General features: G+C 43.5%; 16 protein-coding genes and 3 pseudogenes. 5 read left to right on the forward strand and 14 right to left on the reverse strand.

Features of this window, described 5'->3' with window-relative positions; all coding sequences use genetic code 11:
- Window positions 1-29: 29 nt before the first annotated feature.
- Entirely contained in the window at window positions 30-458 is a 429-nt protein-coding gene (locus ACXACM_RS18715; protein WP_474823645.1) for a hypothetical protein, read from the reverse strand.
- Between the two features lie 786 nt (window positions 459-1,244).
- A pseudogene (locus tag ACXACM_RS18720) lies at window positions 1,245-1,760 on the reverse strand (M56 family metallopeptidase); the annotation flags it as partial.
- A 76-nt stretch (window positions 1,761-1,836) separates the two neighbouring features.
- Here ACXACM_RS18720 and ACXACM_RS18725 point away from each other — a divergent pair.
- From ACXACM_RS18725 to ACXACM_RS18740, 4 genes are all read left to right on the forward strand, one after another.
- Window positions 1,837-2,040, forward strand: coding sequence for a hypothetical protein (locus ACXACM_RS18725; protein ID WP_474823647.1), 204 nt, complete (start codon window positions 1,837-1,839; stop codon window positions 2,038-2,040).
- Between the two features lie 1,236 nt (window positions 2,041-3,276).
- Complete coding sequence (locus ACXACM_RS18730) at window positions 3,277-4,242, forward strand: LacI family DNA-binding transcriptional regulator (RefSeq protein WP_474823648.1); 966 nt, start codon at window positions 3,277-3,279, stop codon at window positions 4,240-4,242.
- An 82-nt stretch (window positions 4,243-4,324) separates the two neighbouring features.
- Window positions 4,325-6,133, forward strand: a complete 1,809-nt coding sequence (locus tag ACXACM_RS18735) for an amylo-alpha-1,6-glucosidase (RefSeq protein ID WP_474823649.1) — start codon at window positions 4,325-4,327, stop codon at window positions 6,131-6,133.
- A gap of 4 nt (window positions 6,134-6,137) precedes the next feature.
- Window positions 6,138-7,616 (forward strand): glycoside hydrolase family 32 protein, encoded by a 1,479-nt coding sequence (locus tag ACXACM_RS18740; RefSeq protein WP_474823651.1) that lies wholly within the window; start codon window positions 6,138-6,140, stop codon window positions 7,614-7,616.
- On the opposite strand, the gene ACXACM_RS18745 is transcribed toward ACXACM_RS18740, so the two are convergent.
- The 7 genes and pseudogenes from ACXACM_RS18745 to ACXACM_RS18775 all read right to left on the reverse strand — a co-directional run bounded on the left by ACXACM_RS18745 (window position 7,613) and on the right by ACXACM_RS18775 (window position 16,702).
- Entirely contained in the window at window positions 7,613-7,765 is a 153-nt protein-coding gene (locus ACXACM_RS18745; RefSeq protein ID WP_474823652.1) for an AraC family transcriptional regulator, read from the reverse strand. The genes ACXACM_RS18740 and ACXACM_RS18745 overlap by 4 nt on opposite strands.
- A 23-nt stretch (window positions 7,766-7,788) precedes the next feature.
- A pseudogene (locus ACXACM_RS18750) lies at window positions 7,789-8,854 on the reverse strand (IS3 family transposase).
- Between the two features lie 201 nt (window positions 8,855-9,055).
- A complete protein-coding gene (locus ACXACM_RS18755) occupies window positions 9,056-10,201 on the reverse strand; it encodes an ABC transporter ATP-binding protein (RefSeq protein WP_474823653.1) in 1,146 nt (381 codons plus the stop codon).
- Between the two features lie 22 nt (window positions 10,202-10,223).
- Window positions 10,224-11,606, reverse strand: coding sequence for a carbohydrate ABC transporter permease (locus ACXACM_RS18760; RefSeq protein ID WP_474823655.1), 1,383 nt, complete (start codon window positions 11,604-11,606; stop codon window positions 10,224-10,226).
- The gene (locus tag ACXACM_RS18765; protein ID WP_474823656.1) at window positions 11,599-12,696 is read right to left on the reverse strand and encodes a carbohydrate ABC transporter permease; all 1,098 of its coding nucleotides are present in this window, start codon (window positions 12,694-12,696) and stop codon (window positions 11,599-11,601) included. Before ACXACM_RS18765 ends, ACXACM_RS18760 begins: the two co-directional genes overlap by 8 nt.
- Entirely contained in the window at window positions 12,693-13,946 is a 1,254-nt protein-coding gene (locus ACXACM_RS18770; RefSeq protein ID WP_474823657.1) for an ABC transporter substrate-binding protein, read from the reverse strand. The genes ACXACM_RS18765 and ACXACM_RS18770 overlap by 4 nt, the downstream gene beginning before the upstream one ends.
- Before the next feature lie 104 nt (window positions 13,947-14,050).
- Window positions 14,051-16,702 carry a TonB-dependent receptor domain-containing protein gene (locus tag ACXACM_RS18775; RefSeq protein ID WP_474823659.1) on the reverse strand — a complete coding sequence of 884 codons (2,652 nt, stop codon included), beginning with the start codon at window positions 16,700-16,702 and terminating at the stop codon, window positions 14,051-14,053.
- 384 nt (window positions 16,703-17,086) lie between these two features.
- On the opposite strand from ACXACM_RS18775, the pseudogene ACXACM_RS18780 reads away from it, so the two are divergent.
- A pseudogene (locus ACXACM_RS18780) lies at window positions 17,087-18,300 on the forward strand (IS3 family transposase).
- 713 nt (window positions 18,301-19,013) lie between these two features.
- Here ACXACM_RS18780 and ACXACM_RS18785 read toward each other — a convergent pair.
- From ACXACM_RS18785 to ACXACM_RS18805, 5 genes are all read right to left on the reverse strand, one after another.
- A complete protein-coding gene (locus ACXACM_RS18785) occupies window positions 19,014-20,210 on the reverse strand; it encodes a type II toxin-antitoxin system HipA family toxin (protein ID WP_474823660.1) in 1,197 nt (398 codons plus the stop codon).
- Window positions 20,200-20,490 (reverse strand): helix-turn-helix domain-containing protein, encoded by a 291-nt coding sequence (locus ACXACM_RS18790; protein ID WP_474823661.1) that lies wholly within the window; start codon window positions 20,488-20,490, stop codon window positions 20,200-20,202. Before ACXACM_RS18790 ends, ACXACM_RS18785 begins: the two co-directional genes overlap by 11 nt.
- A 157-nt stretch (window positions 20,491-20,647) precedes the next feature.
- On the reverse strand, window positions 20,648-22,198 hold the full coding sequence (locus ACXACM_RS18795; RefSeq protein WP_474823662.1) for an amidohydrolase family protein: 1,551 nt from the start codon (window positions 22,196-22,198) through the stop codon (window positions 20,648-20,650).
- Window positions 22,199-22,260: 62 nt separating this feature from the next.
- A complete protein-coding gene (locus ACXACM_RS18800; RefSeq protein WP_474823663.1) occupies window positions 22,261-23,436 on the reverse strand; it encodes a DUF547 domain-containing protein in 1,176 nt (391 codons plus the stop codon).
- 390 nt (window positions 23,437-23,826) lie between these two features.
- A complete protein-coding gene (locus tag ACXACM_RS18805) occupies window positions 23,827-24,897 on the reverse strand; it encodes a mechanosensitive ion channel family protein (protein WP_474823664.1) in 1,071 nt (356 codons plus the stop codon).
- Window positions 24,898-24,903: the final 6 nt, after the last annotated feature.

The following is a 24,903-nucleotide window of genomic DNA, read 5'->3' on the forward strand; positions in this document are numbered from 1 at the left end:
GTACATCGCAGCCCGTGATGTTATTAGTTTTATTCCGGGATGTGCGGAAGGATAAATGATAATGTGGCCAGCAGTTCATATTTATCTATGATGTCAGGGCGGTCTGTTGGCGCATCGTAAGTCACTGCCACTACGTTGGGGCCCTTACCTATCCAATGCCCCTCACCAGTATTACTCCAGATGCCATTTTGCATTACCGCAGAAACGGCCGCATGCTTGCCATCCACAAAAATCATCAGGTCTGCGACTTTCAGTTCAGCATCGACCGGTTCCCAATTGTCGTTGTAAGCAGTAAATGATTCAATTTTTGGCAACCGCTTCACTATTTGCAGGTCATCAGCACCTACCCCGTAAACTAATGCGGTTTTTTGGACTCGTTCGGCAAAATAAATACCATGAGCATAGCTCTGTGCCGCAGCTAAGGTTGCCATTGCGAATATGGATAATATTTTAAACATGTGTGCTTCATCAATTGTTTGGTGTATTTGCGAATATGAACGCCGGTACTGTTGGCATGAAGATGTAACCTGTCATGCCGAAACTAGCCGTCCGCTCCAGTCCTTTAGTATCACTGTAATTTCGCCAGTTCAGGCGGCGATTACACGCTTTATTGCCGTAACCTTACGCACCGGATGGAAAGCCACTCAGACTATTTTGAGCGATGCCAGAAAATTACTTTTGATGCTGGTTATCTTTTATTGCCAGGTAAAATCGTGCAGAGACGCTCCCTGCTGATTTAAATCTTACGCAATAGTGACGAGCATAAAAGACTCTTAGAGAGTCAATTGCCGATAAAAAGCACCGTTTTTTTACCGAATAGGTACCGAATAAACCGCGACATATTTGTGATATTCGATGAAGTTGGACTTGGAGCAACTCTCATCCCCGCTATTCATGCGGGCTCTACGATGTCGTTCAAATAAGGATTGTGCATATGTTCAGTTATCTATGAACTTTTAGGAAAAAATTCGCCTAACAATGAACTTTTAAGCATTTGAGCGAAAGAATTGCACCACTAGAATAAGTGGAGCCTTAAATATAGAACAAAAAAAAGCTGCTTAAAAGCAGCTCAGACTGATGAGCATAAACGGCGCTTTATGAGGCTTTATCCAACACAAATTACCGAATTCTCATTTTCAATTGCTATGAAACGCTAATTAAAAGTTTGTCGTTTCCTGTACCCACCAAAAACCCATTGTCAGTCGGTTTTTTATTTGCAGTGCAACCCAAAAAACAGGTTCCGGTCAGAACTGGAGAATTAACTCAATGTAGTGATGGATGCTGTCCATCGACAGCAGGTTCTCTGCCAGTACCGAGGTAGCAATTGCTGCAATGATGAAAGGCACCCGAACATTCAGCTTTACCGGTTCAGTCAGATTTTTCACCCGCTGGGCAACAAAATCCTGACCAAATCCCATTGCCATCGGCAGATGCCACTGTCGCTCTGAACGCCCGAACGCCACCAGGGCTGAAGCCACATTTAATGCACCAGCTCTAAGCCCCGCGATGGAATCGGCTTTCATTTCTGTGGCGAGTTCAAAAGCTTCTCGTAACTGACGGCGCAGAGACGTCGGATAGTAAGCACTCAGCATACTGAACAGCCATTTCTGAAGCGGGTCACGCTTAGCCTGATGAGCGGCTTCATGAGCTAAAATACAGTGCAATTGCTGAGCATCAAAACGCTGGCGGAGTCCGCGGGATAAGTAAATCTGAGGTTTAAGAAGTCCGGCGGTAAATGCCAGTGGAATGGCGGTTTCTACACGTACGAAATTGAATTCATATTCTGTACACTCCGTGCTTTCCTGCTATCAATAACGCACTGACAAGACTGCTCTTATGATGGCGGATAGCACAGATGTGCTGGATGATAATGACAGTGGTGGCCGCTATCCAAGCCATCAACAGGCCACCGTGCCAGGTGAACCATTCAAAAGCAAACAGGTGATGCCAGTGAATGAACAGCTCAAGGGGTGGCCACATGTACTAGCTCAGACTTTATCTGACAGTTACCCGTTTTTTCGGGTACCGCTGTCAGATTAGATTTGAGCTAGATTCTTCTCAGCTGTGAACACCAAGCGATTTTGTCGTACTTTAATTACCACGCGATTCTTTCATAGTCGCTAATTACCAAGGGAAATTGACGGTTATCTTTAACAGTGTTCTTTGAATGTTTTGTTTGTGCATTTGAGGAACGCTAAGGATGATTGTGTTGAATTCCAAAGCTCAATTGACAGTTGATGTCATCACGAAAGTGGCTGAGCGTAAAATTACGATAGCCAATGCCGCTAAAGTAATGTCTTGTTTACCTCTCCATATACACCAAGGGGGGTATAGATGAGTTTATTCGCCTGCTTGATGAATACAATACGTGATCGTTGTTAGCATTGCTAACCATCGCAGAGTTGAACTTCACCCCGAGAGTTGTTTACTCAGGCAAATTTGCAAACTGCTAATACCCTCTTTCATGCAAAGGATTTGCAAAGTTTGAAATGTAACCATTAAACAACTGATAAATAAATTAAAAACCAAACGCAAGCTTTTCAAAATCCGTTGCTAGTGATAGCGTGGCGGTTCAAGTCCGCCCACTGGGGCCATCTCTTCTAACGAAGAAGATATTAAAACCGACTTCGAGTCGGTTTTTTTGTGTCTTGAAAGAAAGCTCTTCCTAAAAAAATCAATGCTGCTCTAGTTTAGAAGAACCGGTGAGTACGCAATTTAAGTAATGTTCTGCTTAACTTAAATTGCGGACCTATTTTAATAACATGTATAACCACATCGGCTTCAGTTGTTAATTTGGCTCATCGAACACCAAACTCTGTCGAGCTATAGTAAACCAGCCAGCGTAAGTGTGTAGGTAATGTTAATCGTCATTAACGTTATCTATTATCTAGTAGCTACGTTATAAGAAACTTTTAAATATCATCAATTATAGTATGAAGCGCCTGTATTGATGTGTAAAAAGGTTAAAAGATCAAAACGAGAACCTGTCTAGTAAGGTTGAGTTGATTCAGACTTCCAAGCGAAAGCGCTCCGTTGCCCGATAGCGAGACCGATTTCCAGTAAATGATTCACTCAACGGCTTACATTGGATTGAGTGTAATTCTGCACCACCAACTTCAGTTGCAACGAAACACATTAACACCTCTAAATTTTCATTAAGGAGGACTTGCATGTCGTTGAACCAATCTCAAGAGTAAACGATTACTAAACTTCCAGCATTTTAATTGCAACTTTGATTTGGTATTCTCACTTTTCGAACAATTGTAAAGCCGAATCATGAATAAAAACTCAATCAAAGAAGCTGCAAGACTCGCTGGAGTTTCTGTAGCCTCTGTTTCTCGCGCATTAAATGGTAAACCCGGAATTTCTGAAACAACACGTTTGAGAATAATTGATATTTGCAATGAGCTTGGTTATCAGCCATCAGATGCAGCAAGACGTCTAAAGTTTGGCAAAAATAGTCATGTTGCAATCTCCCTAGGCAAAAGTGACAAGCCGCACGGCCACTACATATCCTCTCTATTCGAGAGCATTCATACGCTTCTAAGCAAAGAGGGGTTAATCGTAAATATTTATCCTTATGACAGTTTTGATAGCATGGTAAGAGATACAAGTGGAGTAATTCTTACTGGTGTCGAGGAAAGTGATTCAAGAGTAGCTAGCCTCAAAAAAGCGTCTTTGCCTTTCGTATCTATCGGTCAGGTTGAAGGGGAATTCTGGGTGTGCCCAGATGACTATCAGGGGGGGCAACTGGCGGCCTCACACCTTTTAAATCAAGAGTGTCAAGAATTTCTCATAGTTGAAAGCGCGTTAAGAAGCAAAGGGACTAAGGCTCGAATTATGGGGTTTCAGAAATCCATTCAAGAAAAAGGGTTTGTTGCAGGTCAACTTTACATAGATGATTCAATGGCTGTAGAACTTCAGACTTATCGAACCCTAATGAAAGTTTTCAAAAACAATGCGTCCAAGTTTGACGCCATTTTTTGTGAAAACGACGATATTGCATATGGGGCCATGCTTGCTTGTAAGGACTCTGATTTATCTGTCCCAGATGATTTGAAAATCGTTGGATTCGATGACCTTCCCGGTATTTTTGAAACCATAACAACTGTGCATCAAGATATTAACGAGATCGCTAAAAACGCTGTTGAGCTTTTAGATAAAGCTCGAAACGGAGACGCACCAGAGAGTAGAATATTGCCAGTGAACTTGGTTATTAGAGAATCGTCTCGCATACAATAAAAAATAACACTTGAACTCGTTACGTAAACGTTTACTATGCGTTAATAACTTTCAATATTTAACGGATAGGAGGCTTACCTACGTGATCCCTCTAAAGAAAAATTTTACTTATCTTATTCTCAATGATGAAGGTCAAATTAACAGTAGACATGATGCCGCTATAGCATGTTCAGAGTCTGGTGGATACGTATTAGACACCCGTGTAATAAGCCAGTACGAATGGAATTTTGCAGGATTCGAGCTGTTACACACTAAATACATCGGAAGTAGATGTATAAAACAGTATTTCAGCAAGTTCGAGAAACACAAACAAAGTTTGATGATCGTAAGAACATTATCTGTAAAGGACGGTGGCTTTACAGATGAGTTAGAGTTGATTAACGATGATTTGGAAGACCATACTTTTTTAGCGGAGCTCAAACTAGATAGTGACTTCATCGATATGTTTGAAGTTCGCGGACATGTACCGAGTGAGGGTGTCCGAGACGTATATCATCATCAGTCTAACAACCGCTATGATGCTCACTATATTGCGCCTGATGATGTAAAGTCCGAAGTTCAATTGGAGCTGGAAGGTTTTAAATTTAACGAGCAAATGGCAATAGCTGCTCGGTCGAAGCGCCTTCTTAAAATAAATGCAAAATTTACTTCAACATATTCAATTGCATCAACTATTCAGGGTATTTCTGAAGACTGGTTAAGTTCTAAATCGATACCAGATCATACGAAAGTTTACAGACAGGCAGAGAGAGATCTGCATGACCTGTTATTATCAACCAAACACGGCCTAACTATAGCAGCGGGGATACCTTGGTTTGTTACACCCTTCGGTCGCGATTCAATTATTTCTTCGTGGTTTCTCTTGAATACATACCCTGATTTAGCCAGAGGGACGCTTCAGTTTCTTGCAGCAAATCAAGGTACAAAAGTTGATGAATATCGTGATGAGCAGCCTGGAAAAATTCTACATGAGCAGCGGTACGCAGAGTTAAGCCGCTTAGCGAAACTTCCGTTTTTAACGTACTTTGGAACTGCAGATGCCACGCCGCTGTTTATTGTTCTTTTGCACGATTATGTCGAGAAAACAAAAGATTACTCTCTAGTTGATGAGCTTAAAGACAACTGGAAAAGCGCATTACATTGGATGGAAAAGTATCAAGACGAAAGAGGGTTAATCGTTTTTCGCGGCAACACTAAAGGTTTGACGGTACAAAGCTGGAAAGACTCACATGATTCATTGAGTTATAAAAATGGGAAGCTTGGTGAAGGAGCACTAGCAGTAGCCGAAGTACAGGGTTACGCTTACGCCGCGTACTTAGCTGCCGCGAATTTCTATAAACATGAGAACGACACTAAGCAAGCTGCGTATTACAAAGAAAAAGCTGACAAGCTTCAACACTCCTTCGATAGCTTATTTTGGATGCCCGAGCACAATAATTTTGCTATAGCTGTGGACGAACATAATTGCCAATTAGATGTAAACAGCTCAGATAGCGGCCATTTGCTTTGGTCAGGTATCGTATTGGACGAAAAAGTCGATGTTCTTGTAAATCGGTTATTCGAAGAAGATATGTGGAGCGGTTGGGGTTTAAGAACTTTGAGCACTACAGAATTACGCTATAACCCAATTTCATATCACAACGGTTCAATCTGGCCTCATGACACGGCAATTTTTGCTGCTGGACTCAAAAGATATGGGAAAGAGAAAGAGTTTGGTGTTGTAAAGTCAGCTCTAGTGGATGTTGCATCTTCTCAAAAAGATAGACGACTTCCAGAGCTCTTCTCTGGTTACCCTAGAGGATTAACTCCTATTCTGCCCTATGTAGAAGCATGTAGACCACAGGCATGGTCTGCGGCTGCTCTCGTTTACCTTATGAACGACGGAGAGTGAATAAGTGTCGAAGTCTGAAAAGTACCGTCCCTCGCTACACCTAACCTCGAGTAGTGGTTGGATTAATGACCCAAACGGGCTCATTAAGTTTAAGGGGAGATATCACCAATTCTATCAGTATCACCCAAACTCTACACTTTGGGGGCCAATGCATTGGGGGCACCAATCCTCATTAAATTTAGTAGATTGGGAGGAGCATGAAGTCGCCCTCTACCCTGACGAAAGTGGTATGTGCTTTTCAGGCTCGGCAGTATTCGATGACACAAACACTTCAGGACTATTTCCCAAAAAAGGAGGGATAGTAGCTCTCTACACGACTTTCATTGAGAGCGAATACGAATGTATAGACGGTGATATTGATATTAGACCTCAACAACACCAGGCGCTCGCTTTTAGTGAAGACGGATACAAATGGAAGAAGTATAATAATGGACAACCAGTTTTGTATTCTAAGGGTAATCCTGACTTCAGAGATCCTAAAGTGTTCTGGCATGTCGAAACCAATGCATGGGTTATGGTTGTAGCGAGCGGACAATTCATTGAGATTTTTCGGTCACCGGATCTTATTAACTGGGTAAAAGTTAGTGAGTTCGGACACAGATATGGTTTCCATAGTAAAGGTCCTTGGGAGTGCCCTGACCTTTTTCCATTAAAATGCGAAGACTCTGGCGAGTTGTTCTGGGTCTTGATAGTAGGTATTGGAGAAGGTGTTTGGGCTGGCGGTTCGGGCACTCAATATTTTGTCGGAACGTTTGATGGTTTTGATTTTACGTGTGTAGACAGGCACGACAAAAAGCGGTGGTTAGATTTTGGTCGAGACCATTACGCTACGCAGTCTTTCAGCGGCACAAGCGCTGACGAAAGAGTCATCAGTGCTTGGATGAGTAACCATCAATATGCCAAATCAACTCCAACATCTAGATTCAGAGGGGCTATGATTGTTCCCCGAAAACTCAGCATACGACGCTCGAGAAAAGGTTCATTTAAGTTACAACAGACTTTTGTTGAAGGATTGTATGACAAGTTCAAATCGTGTGAAGAAGTTGAAATCGTACAAGAAGGTACTCAATCATTTTTAAAGTCGCTAAATACCGATGTAGCACTCTTGGAGTTTGATACTGCGTTAAACGATTCAAAAAAAATTAAATTCTCTTTGTTTGAACAACAAGAACTTCAGTTCGTTGTCTCGCAGCAAGAAAACAAAACGGTCGTCAGATCCATTAGAGCTGTTTCCGAGCACCAAGACCTTATAGAAAGTGGATTCAACCATGATTACTCGGTCGAACTACCTAAGTACGAAAGCCTTCATATTCAAGTTTTATTGGATAGAGGGCTGTGTACGCTCATTGTGAACAATACTTTTGCGTTTTCAAATCTTTGTTTTCCGACATCTACAAGAGTAGATTTGGCGGTTGCGCCTGGAAATGGGAAATGCGAATTGACAGCGAAATTTTGGACCATTGATGACGAGTTACAAGATTAACTTTTTAACTTTAATCTGGTCCCCAAAGCCCTGATGTATTCTGTTGGGGTTACTCCACTCCAAGACTTAAATTTTCTAGTAAAAATACTGGGTTCTGCGAATCCAAGCAGTAAATATAGTTGAGTCATGGATACGTCACTTTCATGCATGTAGTGCTGTAAACCTCCCTTAATTAGGTACACCCATAATTAGAGGTTTCAGCCAGCTCATGTTTCGTTAAATATTCCCATGGCGTAAGATCATTCAGCGCATCATGGGGGCGTTCTTCGTTGTATTCAGTCACCCATTTATCCGTCAGTTCACGCACTTCGTTAAGTGTTCTGAAGACGTACATATTGAGTATTTCGTCGCGGTAAGTCCGGTTAAAACGCTCTATGAAAGAGTTTTGTGTTGGCTTACCCGGTTTGATAAATTCCAGTGCGATGTTATGTTCTTCCGCCCAACTGGCCAGTGTGATGGAGATGAACTCTGGCCCATTATCCATGCGTAGTTTGGCTGGGTAACCTCGCTAGGCGACGACGCGTTCCAGTACGCGTACAACCCGCTGCGACGGCAGGTTTAAATCAATCTCAATGGCCAACGCTTCACGGCTGAAGTCATCCACCAGGTTAAACGCTCTGAAGCGCCTGTCACACATAAAGTCCATCGACCAGCAATGGTTGGCCTGAGCTGGAACCGCTAGAGGCTCTGGGTTTCTTGCTGGTAGGCGTCGTTTCCACGTCGGCGTTTATTCAGCTTTAGCTCACAGTAAATGCGATAAACACGCTTATGGTTCCAGCCGTGACCCCAGCGTTTTAGGATCTTAAATAGCTTACTGAATCCGTAGGCGGGATACCGTTCAACGGCTTCCTGTAGCTTGGCGACGACCTTGTCATCGCGCGCTTTATCCGGCTGATACCGATAGACCGAGTCACTGATGCCAACTACGCGACACGCCATCCGTAAACTAGCGCCATGCTGCTCTGGCGCATAATTCACAAGTTCACGTCTGATCGCTGGCTTTACAGCTTTTTTTCAACGATATCTTTCAATATCCGGTGTTCCAGGCTGAGATCGGCAAACATCGATTTCAGCCGCCTGTTTTCGTCCTCAAGCTCTTTCAGGCGCTTGATGTCCGAAGCCTCCATACCACCATATTTGGCTTTCCAGTTGTAGTAGGTGGCGTCTGAAATGCTGTACTCACGGCAGACTTCTTTAACCAGTCGGCCAGCTTCCACTTCTTTCAGGATCTTAACGATCTGTGTTTCTGTGTATCGGGACTTTTTATCAGGAGTTCTCCTTCTTGGCTCAGTGTACGCCGAAGAGCTCTAAAAAAGTATGCCACTAGTTTAGGGGAGGTTTACACTTGCAGTTTGATATCAAGCTTCAAGGACTGCAAAAGCAAAACTGTGGCCAGAATGATATCGAACGCACATTCCAATAAAGCTATTCCCCTCACACTAGTGTGGTACTAAATCCTGAGGGCTTACAAAAAGTGAATTTCTATCAACTTTTCTATTCAGCGCAATTCCGTTGTCTGCAAAAAGGTGGCAGGCAGTGGGAGGAAACCTCACAAACAAAGCATCTTTTTTACTTACATTGAGCGTACCCGGACATCTCACTAAAAATTCATCATTTACCGCTTTTGTACTGGTAAATAAGATTGATTCTGCACCTAGTAACTCTTTGCCTGTCACGTAGACGGGGATGTCGTTTACACCACCTATCTGAATGTCTTCTGGCCTGATTCCTAGTTTTAATCGCTGATTTGGTCGTAATTCGCTTCCGTCTACGGCAACTTTTACCAGTTTGCCGCCCATATCAACTACAACTAAATCATCAACAACTTCAACGAATTTAACGTCAACCATATTCATCTTTGGTGAACCAATAAAATTGGCGACAAACTCAGTTTTTGGGAAGTGATAAAGTTCTAAAGGTGAGCCGATCTGTTCAATCGTTCCCTTGTTTAAAACGACTACTTTGTCAGCTAAAGTCATGGCTTCAACTTGGTCATGAGTCACATACACTGTCGTTGATTTGAACTGTCTATGAAAAGCCGCTATCTGGAGCCGCATGCGAACTCTTAATGCAGCATCTAGATTAGAAAGTGGCTCATCCAATAAAAACACCTTTGGCTCTCGAATTAACGCCCTACCAATCGCCACACGCTGCCTTTGGCCTCCAGACAGGCCACTTGGCTTTCTATTGAGTAAACTAGTTAGCTCAAGTGCTTCAGCTATCGATTCAACAGCTTCATCTGTTTGCTTTTTAGACCATCGCTTCGTGTACTTCACTCCGAAGGCGATATTTTCTCTTACAGTCATGTGTGGATACAAAGCATAGGATTGAAATACCATTCCTATGCCACGCTCACTGGGCGACAAGTCATTGACAACTTGGTTGTCTATGATTAGCTCTCCACCTGTTATTTCTTCAAGCCCAGCTATCATCCTTAGCATGGTTGACTTGCCACAGCCTGACGGACCCACAAATACGACAAACTCTCCCTCTTCAATCGAAAGGTTTGCGTTTTTTACAATATGAGCAGGTGTACCACTGGGATCGTAAACTTTATTTATATTTTTCAAGCGAAGCTTATTCATATATTTATTCACCTTCTATCGGCTAACCCTTGACCGCCGAACTCACGTTGTTTCCTACAAAATATCTTTGAAATGCAATGAAAATAATGAGTACTGGAACGGTTGAGAGAAACGAGCCTGCCAAAATTAAATTCCAGTCACCCGCCACTCCATAGCTGTTGCGCAAACTTAATAATCCTACTGGAAGCGTATAGGTCTCAGGTGGCGTAGTAAGCACAACGAGAGGCCAGAAAAAATCGTTCCATGTGCCTTGAAAACCTAAAATAGCAACTGAAGCAATCGCTGGTTTCGCGAGAGGCATAAATACGTGCAAAAGTATAGATGGGGGGGACGCGCCATCGACTATTGCTGCTTCTTCAAGTTCTTTCGGAAATGATTCAAAAAATTGCTTCATGATGAGCACTTGCGCAGAGGCCACCAACAGCCCAATTACTGCCCACGGAGTGTTTAATAGACCTAGCGTATTGAATACCTCGTAATTTGAGATGAAGCTAACTTGCATGGGGACAGCCATTGATATAACTAAGGCGAAGAATATTAGACGAGATCCTGCGAACTTCATTCTAGCCAAGGCGAAGCCTCCAGCACATGCAATTAATACTGTCAGTACCATTTTTACCAGAGCAATAAATAAAGAGTTGATGGTCCAGCTCCAAAACAAGCTTTCTCCAGTGTCGAGACTGACAGACTCATTCCATACTCTGATGTAGCTCTTGAAAACGTAACCTATCAGTCCGGGTGAAATATTTCCCCAGCTTGCCACTCTGCCACGTCGTTCAAATCGGTTGGGGGGGATCGTAGAGTCAATCAAGACCTGCTCCCTGGGAGTTGTGATATCCAGTGGTAGGTGTTTTATATTTGGACCATATCCATTGTATTGAATGGTGAATTCCCACGTTGCACTGTGCCCGCTTCGAGATTCTTTTCTTATCCCCAAAGTCTGGATGTATTCTACATTGTCAGAAGTAGAGATAAGTTTTGGCTGGGAAACAATGGCATAGTCCGCAGCGAAGTGTGGGTACGCAATGGATGCCATACCACTTCCCGGTTTTCTTCTAGGAACACTAATGGCAGGTACTATGAGTTCGTTCTGATTTGCAGTGGCATAAGTAACTTGAAATGTAACTTCAGATTCAGGAACAAAGCCACCCCATAAGATGCTTTTCCCACCCTGACTTCCCAATGAACCAGCAGCAATCCAGTTAGAAGGCTGTAGCTGAGGAATACTGATCTTACTTGGTTCATTTAAAGCGTCATCTTTGATGCTTGCAACAAACGCTATCAAAAACGTACCTAACGTTACGGTTGCTAATAGCAAAAAAAGTCCATAAACCAACACTATATGGGAGACAAAGCGACGTTGTCTAAACTGAGAGGCGCTTTTGCTGTACAAAATGTTATCCATCGCTTTGCTCCTTAATTCCTAATTTCTTCTGGAGAAATACTAGTACGAGTGTTACCCCTCCAAGAACGAGCGCGGAAGCACTTGCTACTCCTATTTGTGGTGATGTGCCATCGGGAAAAGCGTAGTGATAAACGTAAAATGCCAACGTAATCCTTGACTCAAGTGGAACGCCTCCCCCTAGCAAAGCTACTTGATCAAACATTTGCAATGTCCCAATAATACCCATAGTGATGACAACAAAAGTAACTGGAGCAAGCTGGGGCACAGTAATGTGCCAGAGCTGTTGCCATTTGTTTGCTCCGTCAACCGTCGCAGATTCATAAAGATCATCAGGAATGCCTTGTAACCCTGCAAGGAACAGAAGCATGAGTGTTGGGACAGTGGTAAATATATTTTGTATAACGATGGCCCAAAGAGTCAGTGGCAGAGGCCCCACCATATCTCTGGTGCCAAGCCATGAGACAACAACGGAAGAATCTTGGCTACTTACTAACCCTGTATTCTTAACGAATACACAAATGCTAAATGCAACGAGTAGACTAATAAGCGCATAGAACGGGTCCGTTACTCTAACTCGCTGATTCCTTTTTCTTCCTGAAACTACGAGTGAAGCCTGACAAGCAATAAACCCAACAATAAATGTGAGTATGAATTGTTGGTTGCTAGTAATGTTTTGTAAAAGTTGATTTAAAAAACCGTTCTTCTGATACACCCATACAAAAATGAGCGTTATTGCCGCACTAGACATAATACTCGGAACATAATAAACGGTTCTAAAAAAGCCTTTTGCCTTTATTTCAGCGTTGAGCGCAACGGCGAGAAGCAAGGCAAGTGTCGTTTGAATTAGCGTTACGATGAGTGAAAATGCAAACGTATTTGTCAGCGCTCTAAAAAACAAAGGGTCAGAGAACAGATTGACGTAGTTTTTAAAACCAACCCACTCAGGAGAGTTGAAGAGGTCGTAACTTGTAAAGCTATAAGCGATTGTTCTCAGTAATGCATAGAAGAAAAAGAGAACCAGCGATAAAGCAAACGGAGATATAAGTAGCCAACCAAACGCGTTGTGCTTGAAAGATGATGATAATTTCATTTGTTGGCTCCGACTTTTTTGAACATTTCATCATATGCTCTTTGCGCCTCTTCAAGCGCTTCCTCTTCGCTTAACTGACCTAACATGACGGAAGACAGGGCAATCTGTATAGGCTCTAACCATTGATTACCATACTTCCCAAAGCTGAAAGTCATTGTATTGTTGACCTGAGTACCTTCTTGTATAGTTTTTGCTAGCTGATTTTTTGGCTGTTGCGAGTCATAATAAGGATGGTCGTCTAAAAGCGTTGAGCTAGGGATCGCTAATCCAGAAGATAATATTGTGGACTGCGCTGCATTGCTGGTTAAAAGTTCAATGACTTCTAGTGTAGCCTCTACGTCTTCAGCATTTTTATTTACAGCCCACCCGGCTGAAAATAGCAGATTTCCTCTTTCACCAGATACGGGATCTTTTGGAAGCAGTGTACTTCCGTAAAGTAAGTTGGGGGATTTGTCTCTTAGGTAGCCTGCTATCCAACTTCCCTCAATGGCTATGGCCGTTCTTTCGATAGCGAAACAACCACCACCCCAATTTTGACCGAGGTCTGAGGGCATTTTTGCTAGGCCACTAGAATGTAAAGAGAGATAGAACGAAAAAGCTCGCTTAAAATTTTCGTCAAGTATGGTTCGACCTTGCTCGTCAAATGGCTTCCAGCCAGTCGCTAGTGCAAATGGAGCAAATCGATTGAAATCGGTACTTATACAAAGTCCCGTGACACCCTCATCACCTAATTCTTCAACTACTTTTTCTAGTTTCGACTTTAAGTCACGCCAATCATCATTGTTTTCTGGAGGTGTAACACCTGCATCTGTAAATACATCGTAATTGAAGACTAATGCGATAGCATTCATGTCTTTAGGTATCGCGAATAGTGAATTGTTGAAAGTAAAGTTTTCTAAAACATTTTGGGTAATGTTCGCTCTTGCTGACCTCAGAGATTCAGGAAGAGGCAGCAATTGGTTAGTCTGAATCCAGCTTTGAGCAACATCTGTGTTGACGTAAAAAGCATCAGGCGCATTACCTGAAGACAATGCGTTAAGAACATATTTAGGATAGTCACTCTCAATCGCCAAATAGGATACATCGATATTTCGCCTATCAAACTCATCCTTAAGTGTCTCTTCTAACAACAGCTTCATGGCGAAGACGTCATTTCCACCATACCCGGCAATAGTGACTTGTTTCTTTGCGTACGCACTTTGACTAAAACAAGCGATACATATAAACGAGACGAGAGTTCTAATTATCATTGATGTCCCTGCGAAAGAGTATTGATCAAACTTTAGTAGACTTAGAAATATCAATTGTGAATAGGATAAGGACAGGAGCAAAAGCTCCTGTCCTTTGGCTTTATTTAGAATCTATAACCTACGCCGAATACAACGTTTCTACCAAGTAGCGGTCTCCCATAGAACCCATCCGCCGCAACGCTTTGTTCAACAATCGACTGAGGTCCACCAAACACACGTTGAATTGACTCTTCATCTGTCAGATTCTGAACGTTTATTCGAGCGTACCAGTCACCTTCAAGGCTTTCGAAATTAAGGCCTGTGTTAACTTGTGTGTAGGATTCAGTATAGTTTGAGTTGGCATCATCGAGAGGCACCTCATCCACATAGCGAAGCACTACATTGAAGTTCAAATAGCCATAGTCACCCAATGTCCATTCATAGTCTAAGCCCAAATTACCAAGTAACTCAGGTTGGTTTGCTATCTGGTTACCGTCGATAGCTGTCAGATCGCCAATCGCAGCATCAAGTTGATCTTGTGTAACATCAAAGCCGGGACGAGGGGTCGCTGAGCCGCCACTAGCAAACTCTGGTTTTTGATAAGTACCACTAATATTCAGGCTCAACGCATCAGTGATATCCCAAACAGCCTCAATTTCAAGGCCGACCGATTCACGGTCTGTTTGGAACTGTGCAATGACTTCTTGTCCATCAATCGTAAGACCTCGTTCCTGAATATCACCATCCTGCGTCAATCTGAAAATGTTGCTGGCAATAGTAAAGTCACCACCATCATACCTAGCTCCAAGCTCTATCACATCCGTGCCTGTAGCACCTCTTGGATTTGGCAAATGAGCTTCTGTATAGCGACCATAAAGAGCAAAGTTGTCTTGTACTAAGTAGTTCGCACCGAACGTATAACTCCATTCTCTAGTCGTAAAGTCTTGGTCAGTTCTAAATGAGCCATCGTATCGCTGAATTGCAGATACAGCCGGGGAAACTGTTGTGCCGGGCTCAGGAAGCGCAACTTGGTTTGGTCCGTCTCCAAAAAAGTTAACTGTGTTTGCTCTTTGAATAATGTTTGAGAACTCATCGTGTCGAGCACCCACATCGAGAGTCAATTGATCAAGTTTGATTTCATAATCAACATAAAAAGCGTTAATCTCATCAGTAATTGCTTCTCGATTCAACCAGTGGTTGTGGGTCAAGAATCCATCATCCGTAAGTGTTACTTGATCTCCGTTCGCATTTTGCAGATTTACATCCACTCTGCCGGCCTGAGGTCTTAAGTCAATCAAGAACAATTGCTGACGGTTATCCTGTTCCCTGTCCATCTTCATGTAGTAGTAACCAGCAGAAACGTAATGTTCAGCATTGTCAGTATCGAAACTATAAGCCAACTCTAAATCTTGCTGGAAGCTGGTAAATGGATTGTCCTGATCAAATGCGGCAACAGGCATGAATATCCCATTTCCATTTGCAAGCGATGTTGCCGTCGAACTTGCTTCTCCTGCATCGATGATCCCATTGCCATTTGTATCGGCAATTGTACCGTTGTCAAGGACAGCCCCTTGTTGATTTGTGACTGTATATCCGGTTGGCGCAAAGCCTTCTGGCAGCGCATAACTATAGTTAACTAGACCTGCACCCATCGTATTTGTATTTAGCATATTTGGTACAAGAGATTCTCCTGTTTGAAAATCACCACCTAACGCAAACCCAGCCGCGTAATAACCGGAAAAACGAGAACTGACGCTGGTGTACCTGTTTCGGCTGGTAAACTCAAGCGCTGAACCGTCTTTAAAGTCCCAGTTCTTTTTCAATTCCGTGCCTAAATAAGTCATGTCGGAGGCATTACCGTCCAACAAATCCAATACACTAGGTTCATTGGGTGCAGAAAAAGTATTTGAAAGGGCGATTTCTCGGCTCAATAAAGAACCTGTAGTAATGTCTGGACCACCGGGGAACTGCTCAGGATTTGCTGGATCACCGCGCAGTGGAACTGCTAAGTAAACAATGTTGTTCTCTTCAAAGGTACGTCCAGACATCTTGAAATGCCCAGATCCATCTTCAAAATGGTATTTAAGACTTCCGTGAAGGTTGTAGCCTTCGTTTGCGGGGAAATCGACTTCTCTTACACCATCATCAGTGGTGTAATATCCGGCAAGCGTATATTCGAGCTGTTCGTTTATAGGGCCGCCTAACCATAGCTCAGTTCTGAACATTCCGAAGTCAGAGGTTTGAAAAAATATATCGCCCGATTGCTCTTCCGTAGCTTCTTTATATCGGAAGTTGACAACCGCACCTACTGCTGCTGTACGCAGAATAGGCGCATTACCACCACGTATTGTGTCTATTCCGCCTGTTGCGTTGCTCACCCTATATAGAAAATCAGGTGCATCCCTCATGATAGGAATTCCATCTTCCTCAAACTCTAAGAATTGAGTACCACCTGCTCCAACTCCACGAAAGCGATACTCATTGTTTGTATTACCTGAAGTATTTTCGACTTGAAGAGAAGGAATATTAGTCAACGCGTCTGAGATGTTTCTCGGTGCCTGACGAGCAATTTGTTCTTCTGTAATTTGGGAGAATGGGACTGAAGCTTCAATCAGTCGTTTTTGCATGTTCCCTATGACAATAATCTGCTCAAACGTTGACTTTTCTGCTTCAGGAGAGTCTACCTGTTGCTCATCTGTCTGAGCGATTACTTGTCCTGCCAATGCAAATGAGACCGCAAGAGCAATAGGTTTAATTTTTTTTATGTGCATGTTCATTGTGTTACCTCGTGTGTCCTAATTCTACTGTCTGAAAACTAAAATTCGAAGCCAAAAGAGTAATCGTTTACGTGAAGTTAAACCATACAGCAAAAATTGTAAATACCAAGTAAACAAAAAAGTGTATTTTAATACCTACGGTGCTGTATAACTGCTATTCTTCTACATAGAAGAAAACTTAAAAGCAACCACACGAGCAAAAAAAGCTCAAAAGTAAACGTTTACTTGAATGACAATGACTTAATGACAATGTCTCAATAACTTGACTTCATAATCGTGAAAAGTGCTTCGTTCGAATCGTTGATAAACTTTGTAGTGGCATAGTGAATTTGGCCACCTGATTAGAGCTGCTATGATAGCAACATAATAAAATTAGGTGACAACATGGCAAAGAAGAAAGGCCCAAATTTCAGTCCTGAGTTCAGACTCGAAACTGCACAACTGGTTTTCGAGCAGGGATACACGAATAAAGAAGCAGCTGATGCGATGGGCGTTGGTTACTCCACGCTGGGTAAGTGGGTACGGCAGCTTCGTGAAGAACGTGAAGGTAAATCTCCCCAGGCCACGCCGATGACGCCTGAATAACGAGAAATCCGCGAACTGAAGAAGCAAGTCTAACGCCTTGAATTAGAAAAGGAAATATTAAAAAAGGCTTCAGCTGCTGCGCAGCGCCTCATGCTGATGTCGGACTCCATGAAACACTCTCGTTAATCGAGAAACTGAGTCAGAGCAATAAGCACCGATATTCGGTAAATCATCTGTGTGCGGTACTGGATGTCCACCGCAGCACATTTAAATACTGGCAACAGCGAGATAGGCGGCCATCGCCGGAAGTTATCCGGCTACGCAGTTTAGTGCGTGAAGCGCATCGACTACGTGGTGGTTCTGCGGGAGCCAGAACCATCTCAGACATCATTACGAACGATGAGTCTCACAACGTTACACTAAGTCGTTACCGTGCTGGCAAATTCATGAAAGCGCTCAGTTTGTTCAGTTGTCAGTTACCGAAACACGCTTACAAGAAAGCGACGCAGGAGCACATTGCCATCCCGAATTTGCTCGACAGACAGTTTGCCGTTAGTACACCAAATCAGGTCTGGTGCGGCGATGTGAGCTTTATATGGACGGGTAATCGTTGGGCTTATCTGGCTGTGGCTATCGACCTGTTTGCCCGCAAGCCAATAGGCTGGACAATGAGTCATTCGCCGGACAGCAACCTGACCTGCCAGGCACTGACAATGGCATTCGAGTATCGGGGAAAGCCAAAGAACGTGATGTTCCATAGCGACCAGGGATGTCACTACACAAGCCGTAAATTCCGTCAGCTAATTTGGCGGTATCGCTTAACACAAAGCATGAGTCGCAGAGGAAATTGTTGGGATAATAGCCCAATGGAACGCTTCTTCAGAAGCCTTAAAACCGAATGGGTTCCAACAACTGGCTACCGGAGCTTTACTTAAGCAAAGCAGAAGATTGGTGATTACATTCATGGCTATTACAGCCGACTGAGACCGCATTCATACAACGGCGGTTTAACACCGAATGAATCGGAGAAACGCTACTGGGATAGCTACAACGATGTGGCCAAAATTACTTGAGCACTACAGTACAAAATCTTCAGGCTGGCACAAAGATGTGCTTGCCTAAAGAGCTGATAAAATAGCCAGTGGCAATGCACATTTTTTTCGCTTGATGAGCTCAGAAATAGCAGACACAAGTTAAGATCTACGATGTAATAGTTGAACTGGAAGCCAGAAATGATCTATACGAAGGCGCTGAGTTTTACGATGAACAAGAAAAAGACATCGGTGATTATTTTTGGAACAGCCTGCTTTCAGATATAGAATCTCTACTTATTTATGGTGATGTTCACGAAAAGCATCATAGTTTTCATCGATCACCAGCCAAGAGATTGCCATTTTTTATCTATTATTTTGTTGAAGAAAATATTGTCTACGTCGTTGCAATATTGCCTATGAAAGAACGACCAAGCTTGATTGATACTACGCTTACCGCCCGGAAAGTGTAGAGCTCGGCTCGTGCCAAGAATTTGCAAGTTCTCCAGATACTAAAACATTTGTTGTAGTGCCAGCGGCATTACCCAGATACCCTAAAATACATCAAAGTCTCCTCACTCGCCCGAAAGATTAACAACGAGAGAGGGCCAGCTAGCAGGCACTTAATTACCCATGTCGCACCTTTAATTGATATTCACTTAGCTAACGAAATCTCAATGATACCTGTTCAAAGGCCATTCGGGTCGCCCCACTCCTTGCTTGTTAGGCTAAAAATATAGCCTTTTGAGACTTATCTAAAACTGTGGAATAACGTGTTTCAGCCTCTCCATGTCGCCCTCTCCTACATTGTTTGCGCGGAAGTAAGTAGCCCACTGTGAGACTAATTCCATGACCTCATCTACCATCCTTCTTGCTTTGAACGGTTTTATGCCAAATCTTTTCGATTGGCTTATTAAGTTTTCTAAAGAGCCAACCCTTCCATCATCACCAATGCCAATGCCATGCTGCTTTGAAGAATTTATGGGCAGAACATCATAGGCAGGGCTTAGTCGCCAGTGCCCGCGGGTAAAGTCATAAAGCATTGCATGATTGCGAGAGTGATCATCCGTATTTCCGATTAAAACATTGAATATCATTCGAAAATATAAGTCGTGCGCGTCAGCGGGCTCAGATACGTACTTCATTATAAATTCAGCTAAGTAGCCATAGGAATATTCGATACGCATGCTCGCAATGCTGACTTTATTCATACTAAAAATTGAATTAGCACTTAGAAAATGACAATGAGGTTTCCCGTTATAAATATCGAAGCGCTCTACCAATAGAACATCACCAGAAGGTGTATGAATAACCTTAGTTTTTGCTACATTGCAAGGCAGCTCACTTAGCATGCGCATCGTGGCATTTTCTACATTGACAACGTTATACAAATCGTCTGGCCGATTGAACTTGGCAAGATAAGAGACTTCGCCTTCTTGTATTATCGTTTTTGGTCTTGCTCCGCCCATGGAGGCGCCAAATTCAAATGCTTTTTTGGCTTCGTCCGGTACTTCTTTGTCTGCCAAAATCGCATCTTTAGCCCTTAACAACATTGGGATATCGCCCAGAGTATTTTTACTGTATTTAGGCTTTGACGATGCGCTAGACAAACTAAATACTAACGCCCCAACTCCCATACCTGAACCGGCAAGTAAAAACTCTAGTCTATTTTTGGGCGTGGTGCTGTGAAGAGACAGAATAACTTTCTCCCCCCATGAGTCAGCCCCCGCATCAGATAAAACACCAAATAACCCTTTGTTGAATTGCGTGCTGTATTCTTTTTCGCTAAGAGGCAAGTGAATAGGATCTAAAGGAAATGCATCGGGCCTCTTCAAGTAACTTTTTCCGTACCGAAAGCGTCCTGTTTTAGTGTCTTCATCTATAAGTGTCACACCACAAGGTATAGGCTTTTTTTCTAAGCCATCAATGAACACGTAAGCTTTAGAAGTCATTATCTAATTCCTGCGCATCTTTTCGCGATTTTCGAGAAAGCGTACTATTTTGCTCTGATAACCTTTGCTCTGCTACTGCTTGGAAGTCTTCTATTACCCCTAAATGCTCCAGCACATTGAAAAGTGTTTCTGCATTGACCGCTTTGCCATTTTCTATGGATGAGATGGTATTACGCCCAACCCCTACCCGCTGACCCAGTTCAGTTTGATCCATTTTAATGGAGCGCATAGAGACAACTAACTTACCAATGGTACTGAGAAGGACGTCGGTTTTTTGCATAATATTTTAAGCATAAATACACTAATGCATGAAATATAGCGCAGTCATATTTAAAATCAATGTTTATTATTCAGGGCAAAAGACTCTTTATGTGTAAAATAATAAGCACTGAGCCATAATTAATTTAGCAAGCATAAAAATAGTGTATGAGAGAACATCAACCACCCGCTTTCGCTTCTACTACCATTGCTCTAACATCTTCCAGCAACTGCTGAGCGTCGTATACGATGCCGTCTTTGATGGTGTAACGTACCGCTTTTTTGCGCACAGGTGTATTGTTATCGTCAAGCTGGAAGTGGCCGGTGCCGTAAAGTAACTTGAAGTTTTCCAGTGGGTTACCGTCAACAATTACCATGTCGGCATTTTTGCCCACGGCAATACTGCCAATTTCATCATCCAGGCCTAAAGCTTCGGCGCCGTTTAACGTTGCGGCCTGAATCACTTCCAAAGGGCGAAAGCCGGCTTCCTGCAGTAATTCCAGCTCACGGATGTAGGCAAAACCGTAGATTTTATAGATATAACCTGCGTCAGAACCTGTGGTTACCCGACCACCGTGGTTTTTGTAGTCATTAAGAAATGCCATCCAGCGGCGGTAGTTATTGCGCCAGTTAATTTCGTCTTCCGTGGTCCAGTTAAACCAGTAGCTGCCATGGGCATAGCGGCTGGGCTCAAAAAATTCCCACAGCACGGGTAAGGTATAGTCTTCATGCCACACGGCCTGACGTTCACGCATAAGGTCTCGACTGGCTTCATAAATCGTCAGTGTTGGGTCAATCGTAAAGTTCAAGTCGATAAGCTCGTCTCTCACTTGCTGCCACTTTTCACTGCCCGGAGCTGCCGCCTGAAGCCACAGTTTTCCGGCTTCTGAAAAACGATGCTGCTCATCGTTGTAGTTGTAGTGTGAAGGGTAATGCTGAATGACTTTGTCTTCGAACAGCGCCTCCGGCAACCCATACCAGTGTTCCATTGTGGTTAGCCCCAAGCGAGCGGAATCAAGTGCGTTAGTGCCCATAACATTAAGTTGAGCATGATGCATCATGGTTCCCAAACCCTGCTTCTTAGCTTCATCTAGCGCTGCCGCCATCACTTTAGGGCTAGCACCAAAAAACTTGATCCCTTCGGCGCCCTTCTTGGCGATATTCTTCACCCAGGCTCTGGCTTGTTTTGCACTGAAGATAGGTTTCTCATTGCCCATACCAAACCCCACATAGGGCACGATACGTGGCGCGACGATGGTATTTTTTTCACTGCGCTGCTGATGATCCAACACCCACTCAAGTCCATTGAAACTGCCGGGCTCACGGATGGTGGTAATACCATGGGCCAGCCATAACTTAAACACATACTCAGCGGGAATGTCGTTAGCTGAACCGCCGATATGACCATGCATATCAATAAAGCCAGGCAAAACGTACTGGCCCTTGATATCGATTTCCTTATCGCCGGTTTTCAGCTCTGGGCGACTGTACTTAATCGGTACGCCGGGGTGGCCAACTGAAACAATATCTGTGATCTTGCCCTTTTCAATGACGATATCTACCGGCCCGCGTGGCGGAGCTCCCTCTCCTGAAATAATGTTCCCGCCGCGTAAAATAAGGCGCTGCACTTCAATGCCTTCTCCAGCTTGCCTGTCTGGTGCTTTACTGCCAGGAGCCGACACAGCTGAAAAAGATAACGAGAGGCAAAGTGCCAGGATGAATTTTTTCATTTTTATTGTCCTGAAACGAAACGGAAAAAACCGGGCTGAGTAAAGCGTGTCAACTATCTCACTTAGTTGTTGCCAGAGGAATTTCCTTGGGCAGCGTTGTCTAAATCTTCCACAGTGATTTTGCCACGTGTTAAGCCATGGCGCGTACGCATTTCTTGCAGGATAGCCAGTTTTTCTGGTGACAAGCGAAAGTTATACTCCGCTTTGTCAGCCATTCCGACGGCAAAGAATCCCGAGACATTTCCGGCCACGCCAGGCTGTGACGAGGTAGCAGAATCAAGAAACGCACCGCCATTGGTATTCACCGAGCCGCCGAACTGACGTGTATTACCCAGTAAACTGGCCAATTGCCAATCATTCATGGTCATTCTTAATTCATCAGCTTGGGCAATCTCATCGTAGAAATCCGCACGTATGTAAGATAAAAGGTGATTACGCAGAGCGGTTTTGTCATTGTTGAAGAAGGCAAGGTTGTGTTTATAAAATTCTGACACACGTCCATCGTAATAAGTGCCTCTGTTTGAATTAATGAACTCCTGCGCACTGTATTTAAGACGTTGCCAAACATTGTTACCTGTGAATGCCCGATTTTGGATACTGGGCCCACCAATATTGCCTTGGAAAAGACCATAAATGATGAGCGGATTACTATCGTATTTTTCCTTTAGAATCGTGAACTGAATATCTGCCAAACTTAGTCGTTCGCCCGCGACTGTCAGCACCTTGTCATCAAGGATGTATTCGTCTTCTTCAGGATCCAACAAATCGTGGATATTGTTGATGGGATAGGCTTTTTGCAACTCATCTAGCATTGTGAAGTTGTACAAATTCAACCAATAGGCGAGTTGTTCATTTTTGCTCAAATAAGAAAGCGGGATTTCATCAGGCAGTCCCTCCAGACTTTTACGTATGGCAGACAAGGTTTTCACCACATTGTCGTCTTCAAACGCTTCAAAGAAGAATCGGTTACCTTCCATCACCGTTAATCGATTAACGCGAACTTTCAGGCGGGTGCCAATGCGCGGATGCTCTACCGGGGCCTTCTTACGGTCTGAAAAACCTGTGACATATACTTGCGCCGCCAAAAAAGCATCAAGGTCGTTATACGCAACTTCCAACTGAGAAGCAGGGTCTTCACCTCGAAATGGTGCCGGAATATTATTTTCATCAGCACTGGAATTAAAACTTAGCGAGAAACACAAGCTGGTTATCAACAATGGGAATGCAATTCGTTTCATAATTCGATCCTTTTATCTTCACTGGACCTTCTTCGACAAACCGTAAGGGCTGGTATTTGCCTGGGTGTTCTTTAGCCCAGTAGCAAAGCGCAACGAATGATCAAGTCCACGTAACTGAGGCAACACACTTATTTTCAAACACCAGAACAATACCGTTAAACCAAAGCGGCATCTCTCCCGTGAGTGCGTTAATTCAATTTTCCACTATCGCTGAACAATAGTAATAACACTGTACAACCGGCTGCGCAATCACTAACCAGTCTCTCTATCTTTATTTGAAATTTTGCGAAGTATCAACCTATGCAAATGGATGTTAAAGACGAGCGTGTTCGACGAAGTTTGACTTTGGGTTACACGGCTCAAACATGCACGTGCCCTTTGATAAGCGCTTTAATCATCTTGCACTACGGGTTTCACTAAAACAGAAAGCTGCGCCTCCAGCGCTGCTTTTTTATGTTTTAATACCGCCTTTTCATCCCCGTCGCTATCTGCAATTTTGCCGTCAATATCGGCGAGTGCTTGCACTAAACTATCCTTGCTCTTTTCTTTTTGTTCGGCCTCCTCTGCCTTGTCAAAAATTACATCTTCTGGCGAAGAATCTTCCTGCCGGGTTTGACGGGGTGATTTGGCGATTATCTTCAAGCCATCAGGTTGCGGGCGCTGATTGATAAATCCAGGGGAAACAATTTCGATATCCGCATTATGCAGAGAATCAAGCACGGCTTTATGCAAACGAGAGCGGGCACTAAGCAGACTTTTCACCTCAGTCAGCAACCCTGCAATTCTATAACTTACAGAAAAATCACCAAGCCCGACAACTTGTACAAATGGCTCTTTGAGTCCTGCATTTTCTGCGGCAACAAGCAGATGCTTTTCAATCACACTGTGGTGAATATCGTACCCTAAACTGATGTCTACACTTACGATGGCTCCTGACGCCCGGGTTACGGAAACCGGCGCATTCACCATAAACGTATTGGCAAAGGCAATCAGTTCTCTGCTTTCAGTTTGAATTTCAGTATCCAGTAATCCCATTTCAGTAACGCGGCCGCTGTAGCCTTCTACTTTGATAAAGTCACCGACTCTAAACGGGCGATTCACACGCAGTACGATCCCTGCCATAAGATTACCGACCATGGTTGTTGATGAAAATGCGATCACGCCGGAAATAAGGACGCCAATAAGTGCTATTACCTGGTTGCGTGTGCTTTCACTTACCGGAAGGCTCATCGATATTACGACAGCTCCAACGATAGTAAGTACCAACATTCCTACTTGTCGAGGTAACTTTTGCTCGCTGGTGAGATGACTTTGTCTGGCAAGTAACACGTAGTGAAGCGCAATAAGTGTACCTGTGACGAGTACGATTGCGATAAGCAAGGGTATAAAAGGAAGCAATACCTGAAGTGCCGCTTGCAGCAGAGTGTGCGACAAACTGTCGGGTGAATTATTTGATTCCACTACTTT

Source organism: Alteromonas sp. AWQ4_252, assembly GCF_056158205.1.